Below are 23,213 nucleotides of genomic sequence, written 5' to 3'. Positions count from 1 at the left end.
GAGGCGGTGCAGGCTGCACCGCCTCAGCGATCGATTAGTCTCTTTCGACCTGGGTCTGGCTGACAGAGGAGAGGTAGTTCAGCAGGGCAATATCGTTATCCACGCCCAGTTTCATCATCGCTGATTTCTTCTGGCTGCTGATGGTTTTAATACTGCGGTTCAGTTTCTTGGCAATTTCTGTCACCAGGAAACCTTCTGCGAACAGACGCAGCACTTCGCTCTCTTTCGGTGACAGGCGCTTGTCGCCGTAACCGCCCGCGCTGATTTTCTCCAGCAGTTTCGCCACGCTTTCCGGCGTATATTTCTTGCCTTTCTGCAGGGCTGCCAGCGCTTTCGGCAGGTCGGTTGGCGCGCCCTGTTTCAGCACGATGCCTTCGATGTCGAGATCAAGCACAGAGCTCAGGATCGCCGGGTTATTGTTCATCGTCAGAACAATAATGGAGAGATCCGGATAGTGGCGTTTGATGTATTTAATCAGCGTGATGCCATCGCCATACTTCTCACCAGGCATAGAGAGGTCGGTGATCAGGACGTTAGCATCCAGCTTGGACAGATTGTTGATCAGTGCTGTTGAGTCTTCGAACTCACCTACAACGTTGACCCATTCAATTTGTTCCAGAGACTTTCGGATACCGAAAAGGACAATTGGATGGTCATCGGCAATAATTACATTTAAGTTATTCATCTTATTGGTTACCTTGCTGCAGCAGTTGATTGACGTAAGCGTCAATATCACTGGTGGTATTTGTAATGTTTGAATCGTCACACGCTTTAATGTGGTGTTCTAACTCTTCACAAAGCTGTTTGCCGGGAGACAGGTTGAGCATGGCAAACACGCCCTTCAGGCGATGCGCTGTCTGAGCAAGCGAGTCGTAGTCCTTTTCTGCTGACTCAGTATACAGTCTCTTCACATCAACCGGTACTGTCTCGGTAAACAGCTGGAAATAGCCGCCGCTCATCAATGGCGTGGCTGTGTCGTCTTCCCTGTCATTATCCATCACATCATGCGACAGTTGCTTCTCAATCAGGGCCAGCAATGCATCCAGCAGCGCATTACTGAGATTGAAATTGACCCGATACTGCTGGTCGTTCAGTGCATGATGACCGAGCTCATCTTCCGCCAGCAGCAGTGCCCAGCCGCTCAGCTTCGACGGATCGTCGGTTACCAGCACGTCGTGATCCTGTCCGGAAATACGCTCGTCCGGAGTGAGACAGCGCGCTCCCCAGTTTTCCAGATGGCGGCAGATGATTTTATGGACATCCTCCACGGTGATCTCCACCAGGGCGGTAACCCCATCCAGAATTTTTTCCTCTTCTTCTTCCTGCTTCTGCTCCAGTGCCATCGGCAGCTGCATATTATAGCGGGTGCCGATATCCGCTTTCGCGACGATATCCAGACTGCCCCCCATCTGCTTGCAGAGCTGTTTACAGAGGAAGAAGGCCATGCCTGACGCCTGACCATATCGATCCTGGCTGGTGTCGCCCAGGAACGGGAAATCGACATTCGCCAGCTCATCCACGGTCAGGCCCGCGCCGGTATCAACCAGTTCGATGATGAGTCTATCGGCCTGTTTATTCGCAACCTTAACTTCCAGGGTGATTTTTCCCCAGCGGGTGGTGGTCAGCGCATAGTGCATCAGGGTGGTCAGCACCTTACGCAGGGCGCGACGGTCGCCAAAGCGCATCTCATCATTGGCCAGATGGTTATTCACCACCAGTGACAACCCTTTGCGACGCATCAGCGGCAGGCTTTCCAGTGCGATCTCATCCAGCAGTTCCTGCAGGTTGAAGATGGTGGCATCCGGTGACCAGTCGTGCGCCTCCAGCCGGTTCAGCAGCACGATATCATCCACCAGCCGCGCCAGCCCCTGGCTCTCATCAAGCAGGTCGAGTACGGATTCATCGGCATCCCGCTGGCTGAGCTGCACCAGCTGCGCCACGATCTTCTCCAGCGGCTGATTCAGCGCATGACCAAGATTGTGCAGCAGTTGCTGACGCATCTGATGGTTGCGATCCAGAACCTGCTGCGCTTTCTGCAGCTTCTTGTTCACCAGCAGTTCGCGATCCTGGTCACGCATCATAAACAGCTGGGTATGGGGTGAGAGCACGCTACGGGCGTGGCGGATCTCATACACTTCGTTATTGATGGTAGCCTGCAGAACGCCCTGATGCTGGTCGGACATATTAATAATCTTCTGCAGATTGAGGTGCGGCAGAAGATGCTCTGCAATCTTGTTGCTCAGCAGGGTGCGGTTGCTGGCAAAGTCATAGACCAGCAGGCCCACCGGCAGGCTGCCCACAATCTCTTCATTCAGTACCCGAAGCGAGTCGAGTTCCGCGCTCTGGTTCTCACTGGGGCGCAGGGACTGCTGACGCAGCAGCATCACACCGCCCAGCGACAGCAGGAACAGCAGCAGGTTGATCAGCAGCGGCCAGAGCAGGTTGTGCAGCGTGTCGACGATCAGGCGGGTAATCGGCACCTGATAGACCAGCTGCAGCGGGGTGCTGGGCAGCGTGGCGGCAATCTCGACGTTCGGGTTAACCAGCGAGATGTGCGTATTTTCCACCTCCTGCTGTTCACTGCTGGCAGAGGGCAGTGAGCTGTCCTGACGCAGCTGGAAATTCTCCAGCGGCATATTCTGCGGCACCAAATCGTTCACCGGCAGATCAAAGGCAACTACAGTGGCCAGGTGGCCCGGCTGATTAAAGGTGGTGCGCAGCGTGAAATAGTGATCGTTCTGGAAGGCGAGGTGACGCAGGGGCGAGAAGCTCTCACGCTCGTCCAGCGCGTTCGCCTGCTGCAGCATTTCAGCGCGACGGCTGTCCACCATTGAACTGATGGCGCTCTCTTTGTAGCGCGTCGCCATATCCTTCAGCGGCAGCGTGGAGATCATGATCAGGCTATTGTCCTGACCATTTAAAAAGTACATCGACCAGGTCGGGTTTTCTGCGCCCCAGAGCGTATCCAGATAGTTGGACATCCGCATGGTCATATCCAGCGTGCTGCTGTCATGCGATCCGAAGATCAGTGCTTCGGTCTTGCGGCGGGTTTTTTCCAGATAGTAGACGTCAGGACGCAGGCGCGTCTCCTGCAGGCTGCTGCCCGGAGGCGTTCCTGCCGCACTGGTGGAGAGGTTTTCATAGATCTGCCAGGTGGCAAAGCGATAGGCGTCGATACGCTTCTGAACGTCGCGGGCCAGATCGTCCATGGCATAGCGTTTTCCGGTGAGCCAGGCATTCACGGAGTTCTGCACCATAAAGCCCAGCGCCAGCAGGAGCACCAGATTGAAAACCACAAAAAAGCGGGTGACATTGCCGGATGTCAGTGGAAACTTATACAACATAGCGTGTCAGGTACCTGAATTATCGCGCAACTCTTCGCGCACTGGCGGCTACCACTAACAGCAGCAGGGCGATCACTAAAAACGCGCCGCTGAGGCTGATCCATTGCGAAATGAATCCGATTAAAGCCGGACCTGAGAGAATACCCGCATATCCCAGCGTTGTCATGGCAGAAATCGCCAGGTTCGCGGGCATATCCTGTTGATTCCCGGCAGCATTGAACAACATCGGCACCGTATTGGATAAACCAAAGCCGACCAGCAGGAAAGCCAGCAGGGCGATCTCCGGCCACGGCAGCCACACCGCCAGCGTCATGCCCGCGGCGGCGGTCAGCGCCCCGGTTATCATCACCGGATAGCGACCAAAGCGCTGGATGATTTTATCGCCGCTGAACCGCCCCAGCGTCATTGCCACGGAGAAGGTGGCATAGCCGAGGCCGGCATAGGCCGTTGACATCGCCGGGTTCTGCAGCAGCAGCAGCGCGCCCCAGTCGAGCACCGCACCCTCTGCCAGAAAGAGAATAAAGCAGAGCAGGCCGAGAAACGCCACCCAGCCACGGGGGATCACCAGCCAGGGCTGGTCGGGCTGATGGAGACGCTCATTCATTAATACCGGGATGCGCCACAGTAACAGCAGCAGCATCACGGCCATCACCACCAGCGTGGCGGCCAGCGGTGAGAACGACTGGCTCAGCAGCAGGCTGACCGTCCCTGCACCCAGAATGCCGCCAAGGCTGAAGAAGCCATGAAAGCCGGACATCATCGGCTGACCCGCCGCCTGTTCAACCTGAACCGCCTGATAATTCATGGCGACATCCAGCATGCCCAGCCCGGCACCAAACAGCATCAGCGCGGCCGCCATCAGCAGATGCGAGTCCGCCGTGGCCAGCAGCGGCATCATGACCAGCACCAACAGAGTGGAGAAACACATCACCCGACGGCAGCCAAAGCGCGCAACCAGCGTGCCGGTGACCGGCATCGCCGCCAGTGAACCGATGCCGAGACAGAGCAGCAACGCACCCAGTGAGGCGCCGCTCAGCTGCAGACGATCACGGGCAAACGGCACCAGCGGTGCCCAGGCTGACATGCCTAACCCGTTGATCAGGAAGATGGTGCGGGTGCCCCAGTTCAGGCGGCTCTGCTGTTGATGTTGTTGTGCAGCGTCCAGTGCGGTCATAGGTCAGATTCATCAGTGATAAAGCGAAAAAGTGTAGCACCGGCCGGCAATCTGTGGCCGTCGCGCCTCTTATCAGCAGGGGTGCAGCACCCTCATCAATATGACAAAACCGGGAGTTTACCGATTTTTAATGCGCTGCGGATTTTTTCCAGAACTTTCCTGGCAGGACGGGACGCCGCGCAGGTCGACTTAACTCAAATTTCAGTGCCGTTTTCAACGGGTTGTCTGCTTAAACGAAGCTGTCGTCTCGGTGGGAAATGCTGGCTGAATCGCATAACTAAAAAAATCTTTTCAGCGCCCTGAAGTTCTCAGAATGGCGATATTTTAGCCGTTTTGTGACATTTGTGGAAACATCCCGCCACAAATTGACATGAAAAATCAAGGGCAAAGCGTTATTTCATGAACGTTTTATAGCAAGACTGACTTATGTAATAAAGATTAAATCATAATTAAATCTGTACATTGGTGTTGATTTTCAGCACGTTTAGGATAAAAGTTATTTTGTCAGAACCGCTACGTTTCGCGTCCGTCTGTACAACTTAATCTAACAATAAAAGCGTTGTTTTCTGCCCGGACCAGGATCTGCGGCGCCGCTTGGCTTTGCCCTTACTACATACACCAGGTTAACGCGCCCGCTGTTTTTCAGTGGGTGGAACTAAGTGTGAATATCGTAAACGTAAAATAAATTTATGTTTACGGATTCAGTATATTAGCTAATCTGGTGGAGTAGAGGTTACAAATGGCAGAACTCACGCAAGGCCGTGTAGACATCATCTCTCGCGAAAACGGCACGCTCATCTCGCAGGCCACTCCCGGTTCATCACAATCCATTAACCTCACCGAGCCCAGCGTCGTGCGCATCAATGGCACCCGCGAACTGGTCACGCAATATGAGCGCCAGGGAAATGACCTGGTCCTGCACATGCGTGACGGCAGCACCGTCCGCTATCAGAAATTTTTTGTTGATGATGCCGAGGGTAATCACAGTGAGCTGGTGTTCGATGATGGGGTCAATCCACCGGAACATGCCCTGTTCCCGCAGACCGCAGAAGGCACTGAACTGGCCTCCGGTTCCGTCACACCAACCTACGAATCACTGGAGAGCGTCGAGCCACTGCTGCTGGCCGATAACACCAACGCCTCGATGGGTGTGATCACCGCGGGCGGTCTCGGCGTACTTGGCTTAGCCGGGCTGGCCGTGGGTCTGGGGGGTGGCGGCGGAGGCGGTGGCGGCGGAAATGACGGCGGCAGCGATCCCGGTACGAATCCCGGCACGGATCCCGGTACCGACCCTGGCACTGACCCCGGCACGCCAGGTACGCCAGGCAGCCCCGCCATCACGCTCAACACCTTCGCCGGCGATAATGTGCTGGATAATGCCGAAAAAACCACCGATCAGCTGCTGAGCGGTTCCACCAGCAATGTCGAGGCGGGACAGGTTGTCACAGTGACCCTGGGCGGCCAGACCTACAACACGACGGTGGGCGCTGACGGTAGCTGGAGCGTGACCGTGCCTGCTGCCGCGCTGGCGGCCCTGGCCGCCGGCTCTGCCACGATCGCGGTCAGCGTGACAAACGCAGCAGGCACCGCCGCCAGCGGGTCGCTGCCCATTACCGTGGCTGCTGCCGATCCGGGCACCCCTGCGACGCCCGCCATCAGCCTGAATCCTTTCGCCGGCGATAACGTGCTGGATAACACGGAAAAAACCACGCCGCAGGCCTTATCCGGCAGCACCAGCAATGTCGAAGCCGGACAGATTGTTACCGTTACGCTCGGCGGTCAGACCTACAGCGGCACCGTTGCCGGTGATGGCAGCTGGAGCGTGACCGTGCCTGCTGATGCGCTCGCAGCGCTGGCATCAGGCACCACCACGGTGACGGCCACGGTCGCGAATCAGGCGGGTGCCTCCGCCAGCGGCAGCCTGAGCGTCAGTGTTGCAGCCCCTCTGACCCAGCCGGGGACGCCGGTCATTACCATCGATCAGTTTGCCGGCGATGACATTCTCAGTAATCCGGAGAAAAACAGCGCCCAGACGCTGAGCGGTTCCACCACCAATGTGGAAGCGGGACAGGTTGTCACGCTGACGCTGGGCGACCAGACCTACAGCGCTGTGGTCGATGCCCAGGGCAACTGGAGCATTACGCTGCCGCCTGCCGCGCTGAATGCCCTGGCCGCCGGAACGGTCACGATCTCCGCAGTAGTCACCACCCAGGCTGGCATTGAAGCCAGCGAAAACCGCGCGATCAGCGTCGATACGCCCGCCGTCCCGGGCGCGCCCGCCCTCACGCTGGATGATTTTACCGGCGACAATCAGCTGACTAACGCAGAAAAAACCAGCGATCAGACCGTGACCGGCAGCACCAGCAATATTGAAGCCGGACAGATTGTCACCGTTACGCTGGGCGGTCAGACCTACAGCGGCAGCGTGGATGCGCAGGGCAACTGGAGTGTCACGCTGCCCCAGGCGGCCCTGAGCGCCCTGGCGGCCGGTGAAACCACGCTGACGGTGTCAGTCAGCGATGCAGCCGGTAACACCGTGACCAGCAGCCTGCCGATTACGGTAGAGGCCCCGGTGACACAGCCGGGCGACGTTACCCTGACCATCGATCAGTTCGCCGGGGATGACATCCTGAGCAACGACGAAAAAGGCACGGCGCAGACTCTCTCAGGCAGCACCACCAATGTCGAAGCGGGTCAGACGGTAACCGTTACCCTGGGGGGACAGACTTACCTCGGCACCGTGGATGGCAGCGGAAACTGGAGTGTGATTATCCCGGCCGCCGCCCTGAGCAGCCTGCCTGCGGGCAGCAATGCCATTAGCGTCACGGTCAGCAACCTCGCGGGGGCAACCAGCAGTGAAACCCGCGATATTGCGGTGGAAGCGCCTGCTACAGAACCTGGCGTGCCGGGGCTGATCCTGAATGATTTTGCCGGCGATAACCTGCTGAGCAACGACGAGAAGACGGTCGACCAGGCGGTCAGTGGCACCACCACCAATATCGAAGCCGGGCAGGTGGTCACGGTCACACTGGGCGGCCAGACCTACAGCACCACCGTGCAGCCGGATGGCAGCTGGAGCGTCACGGTGCCCGCCACGGCGCTCTCCGCGCTGGCAGCAGGCACGACCACGCTGACGGTTGCCGTCAGCAATGCGGCGGGCGACAGCGTGACCGCAACGCAGCCGATCACGGTAGACGCCCCGGCGACGCAGCCGGGAGCCGCCACGCTGACCCTTGACGCCTTTGCCGGGGATGACATCCTCAGCAACAGCGAAAAAGCCAGCGACCAGCTGCTGACCGGTAGCACCACCAATATCGCAGAGGGCCAGCAGGTTACCGTCACCCTGAACGGGGAAACCTTTACCGCCACGGTCGGCGCGGATGGCAGCTGGAGCCTCACGGTTCCGGCCAGTTCGCTGGCAGCACTGGCGGTAGGCAGCGCCACCCTGAGCGCCACGGTAACGGATCAGGCGGGGAACCCGGTCAGCGAAACGCGTGACTTCCTGGTGGAGTCCTCGGGCACCGCACCAGGCAACCCGACGCTGACCCTGAATGCCTTTGCGGAAGACAACGTGTTAAGCAATGAGGAGAAACTGGAGGCGCAGGCCATCTCCGGCAGCACCACCAACGTCGAGGCGGGCCAGATTGTGACGGTCACGCTGGGTGGACAGAGTTACAGCGGAACGGTCAGCGCTGACGGCAGCTGGAATATTGCGATTCCGGCCGATGCGCTGGGCGCACTTGCAGCAGGCCCGGCCTCACTGGTGGTGACGGTCAGCAATGCGGCCGGTACAACTGTCAGCGACACGCTGGGCATCGTCGTTGAAGCCCCGGTGACCGAACCGGGCCAGCCGGTCATCACACTCAATCAGTTCGCCGGTGATGATGTGCTGAGCAACGACGAGAAAGCCAGCGACCAGCTGCTGAGCGGCAGCACCAGCAATGTTGAGGCGGGCCAGGTGGTGACGGTGACGCTGGGCGACCAGAGTTACAGCGCCACCGTCGGGGCCGATGGCAGCTGGAGCCTGACCATCCCCTCCAGCGCCCTGGCTGCCCTGTCGGCGGGCAACGCGACCTTCAGCGCCAGCGTAACCACCCAGGCGGGTGTGGTCGCCAGTGAAGATCGGGTCATTGTGGTGGAAGCCTCACCGGAGCCGGGCGCACCAACGCTGACGATCGCTGTTTTTGCCGGCGACGACCTGCTCGACAACAGCGAAAAAGCGCTGGACCAGACGTTGTCAGGCAGCACCAGCAACGTAGAGGCGGGCCAGACGGTCACCCTCACGCTGGACGGGCAGACCTACAGCACCACCGTTCAGGCGGATGGCAGCTGGAGTCTGCCGATCCCGTCCGCTGCGCTGAGCGCACTGGCGGCGGGCACCACCACCCTGGTCGCCAGCGTGACCACGGCGGCGGGCGTTTCAGCCAGCGGCAGCCGGGATATCAACGTCGCGCCTGCCGCAGGCGAACCGGGCGTGCTCACCATCGCTGAGCCACTCAGTCTCGACGGTTTCCTTAACCAGCAGGAGGCCGCCAGCGATCTGATCATCAGCGGCTCGGCTGTGGGCGTTAACCCCGGCCAGACGGTGCTGGTAGCCTTCAACGACAACACCTACAGCGCGGTGGTAAACAGCAACGGCTTCTGGAGCGTCACCGTTCCGGCCAGCGACCTCACCGGCATCACCGACGGGACAAAACTGATCTCCGCGACGGCCACCGATGCCAGCGGAGCGCTGCTGACCGACGCCGCACAGCTCAATGTGGTGGTGAACACGCTGCCGCAAATCACCCTGGATGAGAGTGCGATCAGCGATGGCATTCTGAATCAGGCGGAAGCGGGCAGCGACCTGACGATCGGCGGAAACACCGGTAAAGCCGTGCCGGGCCAGCAGGTCACCCTGGAACTCAACGGGAAAACCTACAGCACCACGGTGAATGAGGACGGCAGCTGGAGCCTGACGCTGCCCGCCGCCGATCTCGCCTTACTGCCGCAGGGCGCTAACACGCTGACACTGACCGCGATCGATGAGGCGGGTAACCGTGTTGACCAGACGCTGGACTTCAGCGTCGATACCCTGCCACCGAATCTGATTGTGGCGGCGGTGGCAGGCGGAGATGGCATTCTTAACGGCGCTGAAGTGGCGGCGGGCGTGCCGGTCAGTGGTTCAGGTGCCGCGCCGGGCGACGTCGTCTCGGTCACGCTGAATAACCTGATCTACAGCGCCACGGCAGATGCACAGGGCAACTGGACGGTGGATCTGCCCGCGGAGGATCTGCAGGCGCTGGCTGAGGGCAGCAGTTATACGCTGGTGGTCACCCTGACGGATGCCAGCGGCAATACGGTCAGCCAGTCGCAGACGCTGGCCGTCAGCACCCTGTCGCCGGATGTCTCAGTTAACGCGCCGGGCGGTGACGGTGTGCTGACCAGTAATGAACTGACCCAGCCGCTGCTGATCAGCGGAACCGGCACCCCGGGCGATCAGGTCACGGTTGAGTTAAACGACAAAACCTACAGCGCGCTGGTTGACGAAAATGGCAACTGGAGTGCGCAGGTGCCGGTGGCCGATCTGGGCACGCTGACCAGTCAGACCTATCCGGTGACGGTCACCGTGACCGATCCGGCGGGCAACAGCAGCGTAGAGAACACGTCACTGCGGGTTGCCAGCGCAGTGCCTGCGCTGACGCTGGATGCGATCAGCGACGATGGCGTCATCAACGTCATCGATGCACAACAGCCGCTGATCGTCAGCGGAAGCGGCGACGCGGGCGATACGATCAGCGTGACGCTGAATAACCAGACCTACACCGCCGTCGTGGCGGAGGGGGGCCGCTGGAGTGTGACCATTCCGGCATCCGACCTGGCCGCTGTTCCTGACGGAACACAGCCGCTGGCAGTGGTGGCAACGGATGGTGACGGGAATACCACGCTCATCAACAGTGCTCCGATCTTTGCGACCACGCCGCCGCAGCTGACCGTCTCCACACCGGGCAGTGATGGTTACATTAATATCGCGGAACATAGCCAGGATCTGACGATTGACGGGCGCGGAGGCGTGCAGGGCGACACGGTTTCGGTGAGTTTCAATGGTGAAACCTACACTGCCACCGTGGATACCAGCGGCGCGTGGCAGGTTACGGTGCCTGCGGCGGTCGTCAGCCAGCTGGGCGATGCCCGCTATCCGGTGGAGGTGGTGCTCAGCGACGCGTATGGCAACAGCAGCAGCGTCGCCTCCAGCGTGACGGTACTGGCGGCCGCATCGCCGGTCCTGACCCTGGATCCTGTGACCGGCGACAACCAGATCGACAGCGCGGAACAGCGTGTTGATACACTCATTACCGGCAGTGTGACCGGCGTACCGGCAGGCCAGCCGGTTGTGGTAACCATCAATAACCAGTCTTATGAGGGCGTGGTGCAGGCAAACGGAAGCTGGAGCGTGACGCTGCCTGCCGGATCGCTGGGAGGCGCGGGCGACAAGCCCTTTACCGTGGCGATCACCGATGTGGCCGGCAACCCGGCGCAGCCCGCGCAGGGGCTGATCACCGTGGTCACCAGCGACACGCCGCTGCTGTCGATTGCGCCGATAAGTGAAGATAACGCGCTGAATGCACTGGAAGCGCAGAGCGATCTGATCCTCAGCGGCAGTTCCGCCAGCCTGCCTGAAGGCAGCCCGGTCAGCGTGACGCTGGTGCCGGGCGGGACCGTTTACAGCACCACCATCGATCCGGACGGTAACTGGACGGTTACCGTGCCCGCCGCCGATCTGGCGAACCTGTCGCAGGGTGACACCACGGTGACCGTTACTTCCGGCGACGTGCAGAGCAGCCAGACGCTGCTGGTGGCAACCACACCGCTGGCAGCCCCGCAGATTGATACCCCCTTCACTGACGGCATCCTCAGCAATAACGAGGTCACTGCGCCGCAGACCCTGACCGGTTCCGTCACGGAAGGCCAGGCCGTCAGCGTCACTCTGGGCGGCGTCAGCTATCCGGCAACGGTCGCGGCGGATAACACCTGGAGCGTCACGCTGCCGCCGGAAGCGCTGCAGGCCCTTGCTCAGGGCAGCAACCCGATTACCGTAACGGTGAGCGATAGCGCGGGTAACAGCACCAGCATCAGTGAACCGCTGACGGTGGATACCGGCACACCGGCGCTGACCGTGAACCCGATTGCCACCGATGGCGTCATTAACGCGGCGGAAGCCGCCGCCGACCTGATCGTCAGCGGTACCGCTGCGCCGGGCAGCAGCGTCAGCCTTCTGCTGGGCGGCGAAACCTATAACGCCGTCGTGGCCGCCGATGGCAGCTGGAGTGCAACGCTGCCCTCCGACGATCTGAGTCAGCTGGCCGATGGCCGTTACGATCTCAGCGTCACCGTAACCACCGTGGGCGGCAACGTCGCCACCACGCCGGTGCCGGTTACCGTCGACACCAGCGTGCCGGACTTCAGCATCAATCCGCCAGCGGGCGATGGTGTGCTGAACCTTGCTGAACAGGCGGCCGGGTTCAGTTTCAGTGGGGCAGGCAGTGAGGGCGACCAGGTCAGCCTGACCCTGAATGGCGTGACCTACACCGGCACCGTCGGCGCAGACGGTCTCTGGACTCTGGCCGTGCCGCCTGCGGCACTGGCCGGTCTGGCCAGCGGCAGCAGCTATCCGGTTGTGGTGACGGTGACCGATGCAGCCGGTAACAGCAGCAGCCAGAACAGTTCGCTGACCGTCGACACGACGCCGCCTCCGCTGGTGGTTGCGCCGATCAGCGAGGATAACGCGCTGAGCGTCGGCGAACTGGCAGAGCCGCTGGTGGTCAGCGGCAGCGGACAGAACGGCGACCTCGTGACGGTTCAGCTTAATGGTCAGACTTACAGCACCACCGTCGGAGTGAACGGTCAGTGGACGCTGGAGATCGCGTCTGGCGATCTGGCAGCGCTGCCGTCCGGCCCGAATCCCGTCACGGTGACCGAAACGGACGCCAGCGGAAATCAGAGCAGCCAGGTGGTGGATCTCAATGTAGCCACCTCGCCAGCGGTGCAGCCGGAACTGAGCGTCGACAGCAGCACCTTTGCCGGTGACGGTATCGTCACCGCCGCGGAGCAGTTACAGCCGATTACCCTGCGCGGCAGCAGCCTCAACGTCGAGCCGGGTCAGCAGGTCACAGTTTCACTGAACGGCACCGATTACAGCGGGGTGGTTGAGGCGAGTGGCAACTGGAGCATCATTCTGCCCGCGGGCGCGCTGGCGGATCTGGGCGAGGGTAGTCAGACGCTGATTGTCAGCGTGAACAATGCCGTCGGAAACAGCGCCAGCGCGCCGCTTAACTTCAGTGTGGACAACACACTGCCCGCGATTGCGCTGGCACCCGTCAGCGACGATAACTATCTGAATGCAGGCGAGCTGAACGGCCCCGTCGTCGTCAGCGGCAGCAGCAGCGGTCTGCCTGCGGGAAGCCTGGTCACCGTTGACGCCAACGGGACGCCGTTCACCACCACGCTTAACGCCGATGGCAGCTGGAGCCTGACATTACCGGCAGGCACCTTCAGCGGCGTGGCGGATGGGCCGCAGACCCTGACTGCCACCGTCAGCGATGCAAACGGCCAGCCGCTGGCGACTACTGACACCACCCTGACGGTCGTGGCCAGCGCGCTGCCGGTCGCGACACCGGGCGTGGCCTTTGATGATGGCATTGTGAATAGCGGCGAAGCCGCAACCGGGGGGGCTATCACCGGTAACACCGGCGTAACGGGTGACGGTCAGACGGTCACCATTACGCTGGATGGCGTCAGCTACAGCGGCACGGTCGATGCTGCGGGTAACTGGCAGGTCACGGTTCCGGCTGGCGCACTCGCTGCGCTGCCGCAGGGCGACACGGCATACAACGTCGTGGTCAGTGATGTGGCGGGCAACAGCAGCCAGGCGACAGGCACGCTGCGGGTCGATACGCTGCCGCCGGTGCTGACCGTTGTCACGCCGTCCGACGGCATCATCAACGCCGCTGAAAGTCAGCAGCCGCTGACGCTGAACGGCAGCAGCGAAGCCAATGCACTGATTGTGGCCAGCTTCAACGGCACCAGCCTGAGCACCACCGCTGACGCCAGCGGCAACTGGTCGCTGACGCTGCCCGCCACCGTCTACAGCGGGCTGGTTAACGGCAGCTATCCACTGACGGTTACCGCCAGCGATGCGGCCGGCAACGCCACCACCACCAGCCGCGATCTGGCGCTGAAAGTGGAGGCGGGCACGCTGCCGACGCTGACCCTGGATGCCTTTGCCGGCAACAATGTGGTCGATGGCGCGGAACGCCTCACCGACCAGCGGCTGAGCGGCACGACAACCAATGTCGAGGCGGGCCAGCTGGTGACCGTCACGCTTGACGGAACGGTCTACAGCGCCGCCGTACAGGCCAGCGGGGCCTGGAGTCTGATTGTGCCAGCCGGCGCGCTGGCTGCGCTTGCCGATGGCAGCGCCACATTTACCGTGGCGGTCAGCGACGTGGCGGGTAACACCACCACCAGCAACCTTGCTTTTGACGTCAACAGCAACGCGTCTGGTCTGGCGCTGGATGCCATCAGCGAAGATAACTACCTCAATGCGCAGGAGCTGAGTCAGCCGCTGATTGTCACCGGCACCGCGGTAAACGTGCCGGCGGGCAGTACCGTCACGCTGCTGTTCAACGACACCGCTTACACCTCCCAGGTTTCGGCCAGCGGGCGCTGGAGCGTTATCGTTCCGGCGGAGGCACTGACGGCGCTCGCCGATGGACCTTACACGCTGACGGTCACCGCGACCGACAGCGGCGGAGCAACCCTCAGCAGTGAAGCCACGCTCAGCGTACTGGCGACCGGCCTGCCGGAACCGCTCATCGTCTCGGCGTTTGGTGATGGCGCGCTCAACAGCGGCGACGTTACCGCGGCACAGAGCCTGAGCGGCACCACCGGCGTAACGGGCGACGGACAGAGCGTCAGCGTGCTGCTGAATGGCGTGACCTACACCGGCACCGTCGACGGCAATGGCAACTGGCTGGTGACCGTTCCCGCGACGGCGCTGGCTGATCTGCCGGAAGAGACTCTCAGCTACACCGTCACGGTGCAGGATGCCGCCGGTAACACAGGCAGCACCCAGGGCAGCGTCACGGTGGATCTGACGCCACCGACGCTGACGCTGGCGGCCGTCGCGGATGATGACATCGTGAATATCGCAGAGAGCACCGGACCGATCGTGCTCAGCGGGACGACCAGTGCCGAAGCCGGACAGACGGTCTCCATCATTCTCAACAACCAGCGCTATACCACCACCGTGACTCAGGATGGCGACTGGAGCCTGACGCTGCCAGCCGGTGCGCTGGCCGGTATCCCGGCCGGGGCCTATACCCTGACGGTAACGGTCAGTGATGCGGCGGGTAATCCGGTGACGGAAACCCGTGACATTACGCTGGCGACCGGCGCGCTGTCGGTGACGATTGATACCCCGTTCGGCAACGGTTATCTGAACCAGAGTGAGACCGGCGTCAGTCAGACCCTGAGTGGCAGCACCGGCGTCACCGGTGAGGGGCAGACGGTCACCGTCTCCCTGGGTGGCGAAGACTATCCCGCCACGGTGGATGCACAGGGCAACTGGACGCTGACCCTGACGCCGGAGGCGGTGCAGACGCTGGACGAAGGGGTGAATACCCTGGTGGTGAATGCCAGCGATGGGGCCGGAAACAGCGGTTCGCTGACCAGTGCGGTCACGGTGGATCGGACGCCGCCTGCGCTGAGCCTGGATCCGATCAGTGGCGATAATATTGTTAACGCTCTGGAAGTGCTGGAAGCCGTCACCATCAGCGGCAGCGCGTCAGCGGAGGATGCCGGACAGACGGTCACCGTCACTTTCCAGAACAGTAATTACACCACCCTGGTGCTCTCTGATGGCAGCTGGCAGGTGACGCTGCCGGCCAGTGTGATGCAGGGGCTGACCGATGGCGGCTACCCGGTCAGCGTGACGCTGACGGACGCGGCAGGCAACAGCAGCAGCGCGACCGCCACCCTGACGCGTGATGCAGACAGTGCCGGCCTGCCGACCCTGACGATCGGGCCGATCAGCGGCGACAATTTCCTGAATCAGGCTGAGTCGCTGCAGGATCTGAGCATCAGCGGCAGCAGCACCAATCTGGCCGAGGGCCAGCTGGTCACAGTGACGCTGAACAACGTTCAGTACAGCGGCACGGTGACACAGGATGGCAGCTGGACGGTGACCGTGCCGGCCGCCGATCTGGGCGCGCTGCCGGATGGCGATCAGCTGCTGGTGGTGGTCTCTGCGGATGCCTCCGGCAACCCGGCCAGCAGCAGCGCCTCACTGGTGGTGCTGGCCAGCGCCCAGGCGCAGCCAACGCTGACCCTGGACGTGGTGGCAGGGGATGATGTGATCAATGCCAGCGAGGCCGCCGCGGATGTGGTGGTCAGCGGTAGCAGCACCCAGCTGGCCGCGGGCACCCCGGTGACCGTGTCGTTTAACGGCACGGACTATGAGACGACGCTGGACGCTGACGGCAACTGGACGGTGACTCTTCCCTCCACCGCCTTTGCCGGCGTGACGGCGGGCAGCACGGAGACCCTTACCGTGACCGCCAGCGACATTGCCGGGAATCCGGCCACCGCCAGCCAGACGGTGACGTTCAGCACCACACCGCCAGCACTGACGGCGATCACCGTCAGTACGGGTGACACCCTGAACTTTGCGGAGTCGCTGGAGGATATCAGCGTCAGCGGTTCCACCACGGGGGCCCTGCCGGTGACGGTGACGCTGAATAATGTCAGCTACAGCACCACGGCCGATGCCGACGGTAACTGGTCCGTCACCATCCCGTCAGCCGATCTGCAGCAGCTTGCAGATGGTGCTAACGCGATCGCGGTTTCCGTCACCGACGCGGCGGGCAATACCACCACGGATACCACCACCTCGCTGGACGTGGCGTTTAATACGCTGCCTGCGCTGACGCTGGATACGCCGTTTGGCGATGCGCTGGTCAGTGCTGCGGACGCTGCGGGCGCGCTCACGCTGAGCGGCGACAGCACCAATCTGCCGGAGGGCAGCCTGATTAGCATCACCATTGGCGGGCTGGATTTCAGCACCACGACCAATGCCAGCGGCAACTGGACGCTGAATCTGGCCGCGGGCGCGCTGTCAGGGCTGGACGATGGCGTGACCGACGTGGTAGTGACTGCCACCGATGCAGCAGGCAATCCGGCCCAGGTGACCGCCGGGGTTGAGATCCTGCAGGCTGCGCCGGATAACGCCACCTTTGACAGCACGTTGTTCGGCGACAACATCATTAACATCAGTGAAGCGGGTGTCGTTCAGCTTGTTACCGGGACATCGGACCCTCTCCCGGGCCAGACCCTGAGCGTGACGGTGGGCGATCAGAACATCCCGCTGTCCGTAACGGTGGATGCCAGTGGCAACTGGACGGCCAGCCTGACGCCAGAGGTGATCGCCAGCCTGGGGGCGGGTGAACAGACGCTGACCCTCACCACCACCGATCGGGCAGGCAATACCAGCGTCACGACCCAGACATTTGTCTCGGCGATTACGCCGATTGCGGCGCCCACGCTGGACACGCCCTTTACCGATGGAAGGCTCAATGCGGATGAGGCGGCCGCAGGGGGGGCTCTGAGCGGCGCGGTCAGCATTGATAACGCGGCGTCGGTGACGGTAAATGTGAATGGCTCCGTCTACGCCGCCCAGCTCAGCGAGGATGGGACGCGCTGGTCGCTGGCGCTGTCACCGGCGCTGTTGCAGTCCCTGCCGGATGGCAGCTGGCCGGTGACGGTGACCGTCACCGATGAGGTCGGCAACATTGCCAGCACCAGTGGCAGCCTGCTGGTCGCCGTTAACGCGCTGCCGGACGTCACGCTGAACCTGCCGTTCGGGGATGGTGCGCTGAATGCTGAAGAAGCGCTCAGTGAACAGACGCTCAGTGGCACCACCGGCATTACCGGTGCCGGGCAGACGGTCTCGGTACTGATTTCAGGCTTTAACGGCGATGCGCCGCTGACGGCCACGGTGCAGGACGATGGCAGCTGGTCTCTGGCGCTGTCGCCTGCGCAGTTAAGCACCTTCACCAGCGGGGCGCACACCATCACCGTGACCGCCACCGATGTCGCCGGTAACAGCGACACGACGGCGCTGAGTGTGGTAACGGAAGTGGCGGTGCCGGTGCCGACCTTCAGCCCGGATGCCTTTGGCGGCGACGGCCTGCTCAACATCAGTGAAGCGGCGGCTGGCGTGACCCTGACCGGCACCACCGGCAGCGTCGGGGCAAACCAGGCGGCCAGCATTACCGTGGATTTCAATGGCAGCCGTTATTCGGGTGTCGTCGACAGTAACGGGAACTGGCGCGTCACGATCCCTGCTAACGCGCTGAGTGCCCTGGATGATGGCGCGCAGACGCTGACGGTGAACGTGGTGGATGCGGCAGGCAACAGCGCCTCGGCGCAGCTGCCGTTCACCGCCGATCTCAGCGCACCTCAGCCCACGCTCAATCCGGACTACTTCGGGGGCTATGTTAATGCGGCTGATGTGGCAGACGGCATTACTCTGGGCGGCACCGCGGGTGTCAATGAGACGGTGCAGCTCACGCTGGCAGGCACAGTTTATACCGCGACTGCGGATGAGAACGGCAACTGGTCGGTGCCGCTGACGACGGCGCAGCTTTCCGCGCTGACGGATGGCACCTATCCGGTCATCATCACGGCCACGGACGCGGCGGGTAACAGCACGACGCTTAACAGCGCCTTTGTGCTGGACAAAACCCCACCCGTGCTCACAGCCTCGGCGTTCACCGGCGACAACGTACTGAACTACGCGGAGAGCATTCAGCCGCAGACGCTCAGCGGCACCGCAACGGGAGCAGGGACGGGCGCAGTGGTCACCGTCTCGCTGAATGATACCCCGCTTGGCACGGCAATAGTGGCGGCCAACGGCAACTGGAGTCTGACGCTGACGCCAGAGCAGATGGCCACCTTCGGGCCTTCCACCACGCTGGCCTTGTCGGTGACCGATCTGGCAGGCAACCTCGCCACCGGCTCCGTTCCGCTGACGGTCGATCTGACCCCACCGCCAGGCCCGCTGGTGACACTGGGCACCGTGTCGGGCGATAACATCATCAGCACCCAGGATGTCGCGGGGGGCGTGGTGGTGAGTGGCACCTCGGCCAACCTCGGCACCGGGGGCACGGTGACGGTGGTGATCAATGGCACGAGCTACCCCACCACGCTGGATGCGTCAGGCAACTGGTCAACGGCGACCCTGCCGGTCAGCGCGTTTGGCGAAACAGATGGCAACGCGACCGTCACGGTAAATGCGACGAACGGCACGGATACCGTCAGCGTCAGCAATAACATCGTGATTGACCTGACGCCACCGACGCTGAACGTGGATGCGTTTGCAGGCGACAATCAGGTCAACGGCAGTGAAAGTGCCACCAGTCAGACCATCAGCGGCAGCGCCGATGTCAGCGAAGCCGGTCGCACGGTGCTGGTGACCTTTAACAACAAAACCTACAACGCGGTGGTGCAGGGGGATGGCAGCTGGTCGGCCACGGTGCCCGCCAGCGATATGCAGGCGCTCACCAGTGGCAGTTCGCTGCAGATCACCGCGCAGCTGGCGGATGTGGCGGGCAACGTGACTACGGCGACACAGACGGTCACGGTGGATACCGGGGCGCCCGTGTTGCAGGTGGATGCCCTGGCGGGCGATAACGTCCTCAATGCCACGGACCTGGTGACCACGCAGGTGCTCACCGGCAGTGCGCAGGGCGCAGAAGGTCAGACCATCGGCCTCTATCTGGGCGATGCCGCGCCGATTGCCACCGCCATTGTCGGAGCCGACGGCCGCTGGAGTATCGATCTGACGCCGGAGGTGCTGACGAACCTCGCTGAGGGCGCGCTGGTCTTTGGCGTGCGGGTCAGTGACACCGCGGGGAACCAGACCGATGCCACGCTGACGGTTAACAAAGTGGTCAACAGTGCGCTGACGCTGGTCGTCGATTCGGTCTTCGGCGACGGCACACTCAGCGCGCTGGATACCACGGTGGCGCAGACCATCTCCGGGGTGGCGACCTCGGCGGGCGTCGGTGCGACGGTCTCCGTGGTGCTGGGCGGTACGACGCTCTCGGCAGCCGTGGGGCAGGATGGTAAATGGGCTATCGTGGTGCCGCCGTCGGTGCTGGGTCTGTTAAGCGATGGTCAGCTGGACGTTGACGTCACGCTGACGGATGCGGCAGGCAACACCCGTACCGTGGGTGAAACCGTCACCGCGATTGTCGATGCGGTGCCGGTCGTCGGCGCGCTCACCGGGCTGTTTGGCGGTGATAACCAGCTGAACATCGCGGAAGCCGCAGCCGGACAGGTGGTGGGTGGCGTCATCGACAATGCGGCGGTGGGTTCACAGGTCACCGTGACCCTGGGCAGCAGAAGTTACAGCACTACCGTGCAGGCGGGCGGTGCCTGGAGCGTTAACCTGCCGGCCAGCGATCTCACCTCCCTGCTGGATGGCAACCTGACGCTGGGCGTCAGCGTCCGGGATGTGGCGGGTAACGTCGCTTCCAGCAGTGCCACGGTCGGCATCTTCACCCAGACGCCATCCATCTCGCTGACTTCGCTGTTCGGGGATGGGGTGCTTAATCTGGCGGATATCGCGACCGGGCAGGTGATCAGCGGGGTGGTTAATAACGTCGCCCAGGGCAGTGTCGTCACACTCTCGGTGGGGAACAGCCAGCTGACGGCTACCGTCGGCGCGGGCGGGGCCTTCAGCGCCACGGTCACACCGGATATCCTGGGCACCCTGGCGCAGGGGAACCTGACGGTAGGGGCATCGGTGACTGATGCGGCGGGTAACACCGCCAGCACCAGCGCCGGCATCCGCGTCGACACGCTGCTGCCGACCATCACCGTCAATCCGCTGTTTGGTGACGGTCTGCTGAACGTGGCGGATGCGCTGGTCACCCAGGTGATCGGCGGCGTGGTGGGCGGCGCGGAAGCGGGCTCGCGCGTGGTGGTCTCCGTAGGCGCCCAGCAGTTTGTGACGGCGACCGATGCGAACGGTAATTTTAACGTCTCGCTGACGCCGACGCTGCTGCAGGGCATTGCGGACGGCAATCTCACGGTGGGCGTGAGCGTTACCGACAGCGCCGGTAACACCAGCAGCGCCACGGCGGGGGCACTGGTCGGCATTCACAACGTGCCGAAAGTGACGCTCAATCCGCTGTTTGGTGACGGGGTGCTCAACCTGGCCGAGTCGCTGGTCACGCAGACCATCAGCGGCACCGTCTCCGGCGTGGCCGCGGGCAGCAGCGTCAGGCTGGCGATTGGTAACACCACCGCGACCGCGCTGGTCAACGCCGACGGCACCTTCTCAACCACCGTCTCACCGGCCGTGCTCTCGACGCTGCTGAACGGTAACTTCACCGTCAGCGCCTCGGTCACCGATCCGGTCGGCAACGTCAGCAGCACCAGTGCAGGCGTTTCGCTGGGACTGGTTCAGCCGACCCTCTCAGTTAACACGGTATTCGGCGATGGCGTGCTGAGCGCGGCCGATCTGGCCTCAAACCAGACGCTGAGCGGCAGTTCCAGCCTCTCTGCGGGGTCAACCGTCAGCGCCACGCTGAATGGCATTACCTACACCACCAAGGTGGCCAGCGGCGGTAACTGGAGCATCAGCGTGCCGAAAGCGGATCTGGTTGCGCTGACGGACGGCAGCAAAACCGTGACGGTGACCGGCACAGATGCCTACGGCAACGTGGCGAATGCCAGCGGCTCGCTGAACGTCATCAGCCAGTCGACGCCGGTGGTGGCGATTACCTCGCTGTTTGGCGACGGTGCGCTCAGCGCGGCAGATGTGAAAACGGCACAGACCATCAGCGGCACCGCGAGTAACGCCGAGGGATCGGTGGTGCGGGTCACGCTGGGCGGCCAGACCTACAGCACCACGGTGAGCAGCAACGGTAACTGGAGCCTGTCGGTTCCGGCGGCCAGCCTCGCCGCCATCGCGGATGGTCTGCAGACCGTGACGGCCAGCGTCACCAACGGCGCGGGCAGCAGCGGCACCATCTCCGCGTCGCTGGGTGTCGTCAGCCACACCACGCCAACGGTCAGCGTAAGCAGCTTCTTTGGCGGTGATGGCTACCTCAATATCGCGGAAGCCAGTGCGGCAGAAACCATCAGAGGCACCAGCACTAACGCGGCGGGCGGCACGGTGACGGTAAACGTGGCGGGTAACATTCTCACGACCACTATTGGTGCCAATGGCGCATGGAGCGTCAGCGTGCCGTCAGCGACGCTGAAAAGCATCCCCGATGGCAGCCGTCCTCTGACGGTGACGGTGACGGATATTGGCGGTAACACCGCCACCAGCACCAGCAGTTTCACCGCGCTGTCGCACAATCAGCCGGTCGTGGGGGTCGATCCGGTGCTCAGCCTCGTCGGTTCGCTGCTCACCGGTCTGGTGGTGCAGGGCGGATCGCTCAATGCGGCGCAGGGATCAAGAGTCAGCGTGACGCTGCTGCTCGCCAACGGCAGCAACGGCCCAACGCTGAATACCACCACCGACGCGCTGGGGCGTTATGCCGTCAACTTCTCACCGTCACTGCTGTCGGTGGGTGGCCTGCTGCTGTCGCTCAACACGCTGGCAAAAGTCTCGATCACCGACGTGGCGGGTAACAGCTACACCACCACCAACACCCTGCTGCTGGGTTCTGTCCTGCCGGTCACCCTGGCCGCTACCGAGTCCGTGGCCCTGTTCTCGGTGGTGGATGACAGCGCCACGGTGGCCAGCACGGAGACGCAGCACAACAGCAGCACCAGCAGCGATGACGGCAGCGCCCATGTGGCCGTGGCCTCTACGCTGGTGACCGACGCGGATGTTGCGACGCCGGTCAGCAGCAGCCAGAGCGCCGTGGTCAGTGACACCGCGGTGGCTGCAGCCCCGGCCGAAGAGGCGGGTTACACCATCGGCGGGGTAGTCATTACGCTGGCGGATGGCAGCACGGCGCAGGGAGCCTCGGTTACCGGCAGCAGCGGCGCGGATACCGTGACGGTCAGTGACCTCAGCTTTACCCATATTGATGGCGGCGCAGGCACCGATACCCTGGTGCTGAACGGTGAGAACCTCACTCTGGATCTCACCGCGCTGGGCCTGAAAGTCGAACACATTGAAGTGCTCGATTTGGGTAAAACCGGCACCAACTCGGTGAAACTCGATCTCAATGAGGCACTCAATCTGACGGATAAACAGAGTGACGATTTGCTGATCAAAGGCGCGGACGGCAGTCAGGTGACTCTGGCTAACAGCAATGGCGGTATCTGGGAAGTGACCGGCGAACGGACGGTGGATGGCAGAGTCTTTGAGATCTACCACAACTCGGCGCTGACCAGTGATAACACCCTGGGGGATGTGCTGGTACAGCAGAACCTGCAGGTCCATGTGATGTAGCCACGACGTTGTCTGTCAGGCGGTTCTGAGGCGCGGGTGCGAAAGCACCCGCTTTTTTTGCGTCAGCCCCGTGATAATTTCACTTTCCAGATTTTCGCCACTATTCATTAGCGGAATGAAAGCTTAGGGTAGGCGCAGCAAACGGCGACACGCCGTCAATCACGCTTCTGATCTTATTTGACGCGTTATTCGCGTCCTGTTCATCACGCCCTGTTACCTGCGGGTAACCGGTTCA

Annotated in this window: 4 protein-coding genes; 1 reads left to right on the top strand and 3 read right to left on the bottom strand. The window is 62.2% G+C overall.

Annotated elements, in window-relative coordinates; translation table 11 throughout:
* Positions 1-34: 34 nt before the first annotated feature.
* From rcsB to FJW00_RS02640, 3 genes are read right to left on the bottom strand one after another with little or no spacing between them, the layout of a single operon-like run.
* Complete coding sequence (gene rcsB, locus FJW00_RS02650; RefSeq protein ID WP_009089068.1) at positions 35-685, bottom strand: response regulator transcription factor RcsB; 651 nt, start codon at positions 683-685, stop codon at positions 35-37.
* A 1-nt stretch (position 686) separates the two neighbouring features.
* Positions 687-3,344: a phosphotransferase RcsD gene (gene rcsD, locus FJW00_RS02645; RefSeq protein ID WP_140923007.1), complete on the bottom strand. Its 2,658-nt coding sequence runs from the start codon at positions 3,342-3,344 to the stop codon at positions 687-689.
* A gap of 19 nt (positions 3,345-3,363) precedes the next feature.
* Positions 3,364-4,518 (bottom strand): MFS transporter, encoded by a 1,155-nt coding sequence (locus tag FJW00_RS02640; RefSeq protein ID WP_111207495.1) that lies wholly within the window; start codon positions 4,516-4,518, stop codon positions 3,364-3,366.
* Positions 4,519-5,257: 739 nt separating this feature from the next.
* Between FJW00_RS02640 and FJW00_RS02635 the strand changes: the two genes are divergently transcribed.
* On the top strand, positions 5,258-22,978 hold the full coding sequence (locus FJW00_RS02635; RefSeq protein ID WP_140923006.1) for an Ig-like domain-containing protein: 17,721 nt from the start codon (positions 5,258-5,260) through the stop codon (positions 22,976-22,978).
* Positions 22,979-23,213 lie beyond the last annotated feature (235 nt).

The sequence above is a fragment of the Pantoea anthophila genome (assembly GCF_006494375.1).
Classification (GTDB): Bacteria; Pseudomonadota; Gammaproteobacteria; order Enterobacterales; family Enterobacteriaceae; genus Pantoea; species Pantoea anthophila.
Note: the sequence above shows the minus strand (reverse complement) of the source record. Positions and strands in the feature narration are given on the sequence as shown.

Excerpts from the sequence above, each read along its gene's own strand:
- rcsB (WP_009089068.1), bottom strand. The coding sequence starts at position 685 with ATGAATAACTTAAATGTAATTATTGCCGATGACCATCCAATTGTCCTT.
- rcsD (WP_140923007.1), bottom strand. The coding sequence starts at position 3,344 with ATGTTGTATAAGTTTCCACTGACATCCGGCAATGTCACCCGCTTTTTT.
- FJW00_RS02640 (WP_111207495.1), bottom strand. The coding sequence starts at position 4,518 with ATGACCGCACTGGACGCTGCACAACAACATCAACAGCAGAGCCGCCTG.
- FJW00_RS02635 (WP_140923006.1), top strand. The coding sequence starts at position 5,258 with ATGGCAGAACTCACGCAAGGCCGTGTAGACATCATCTCTCGCGAAAAC.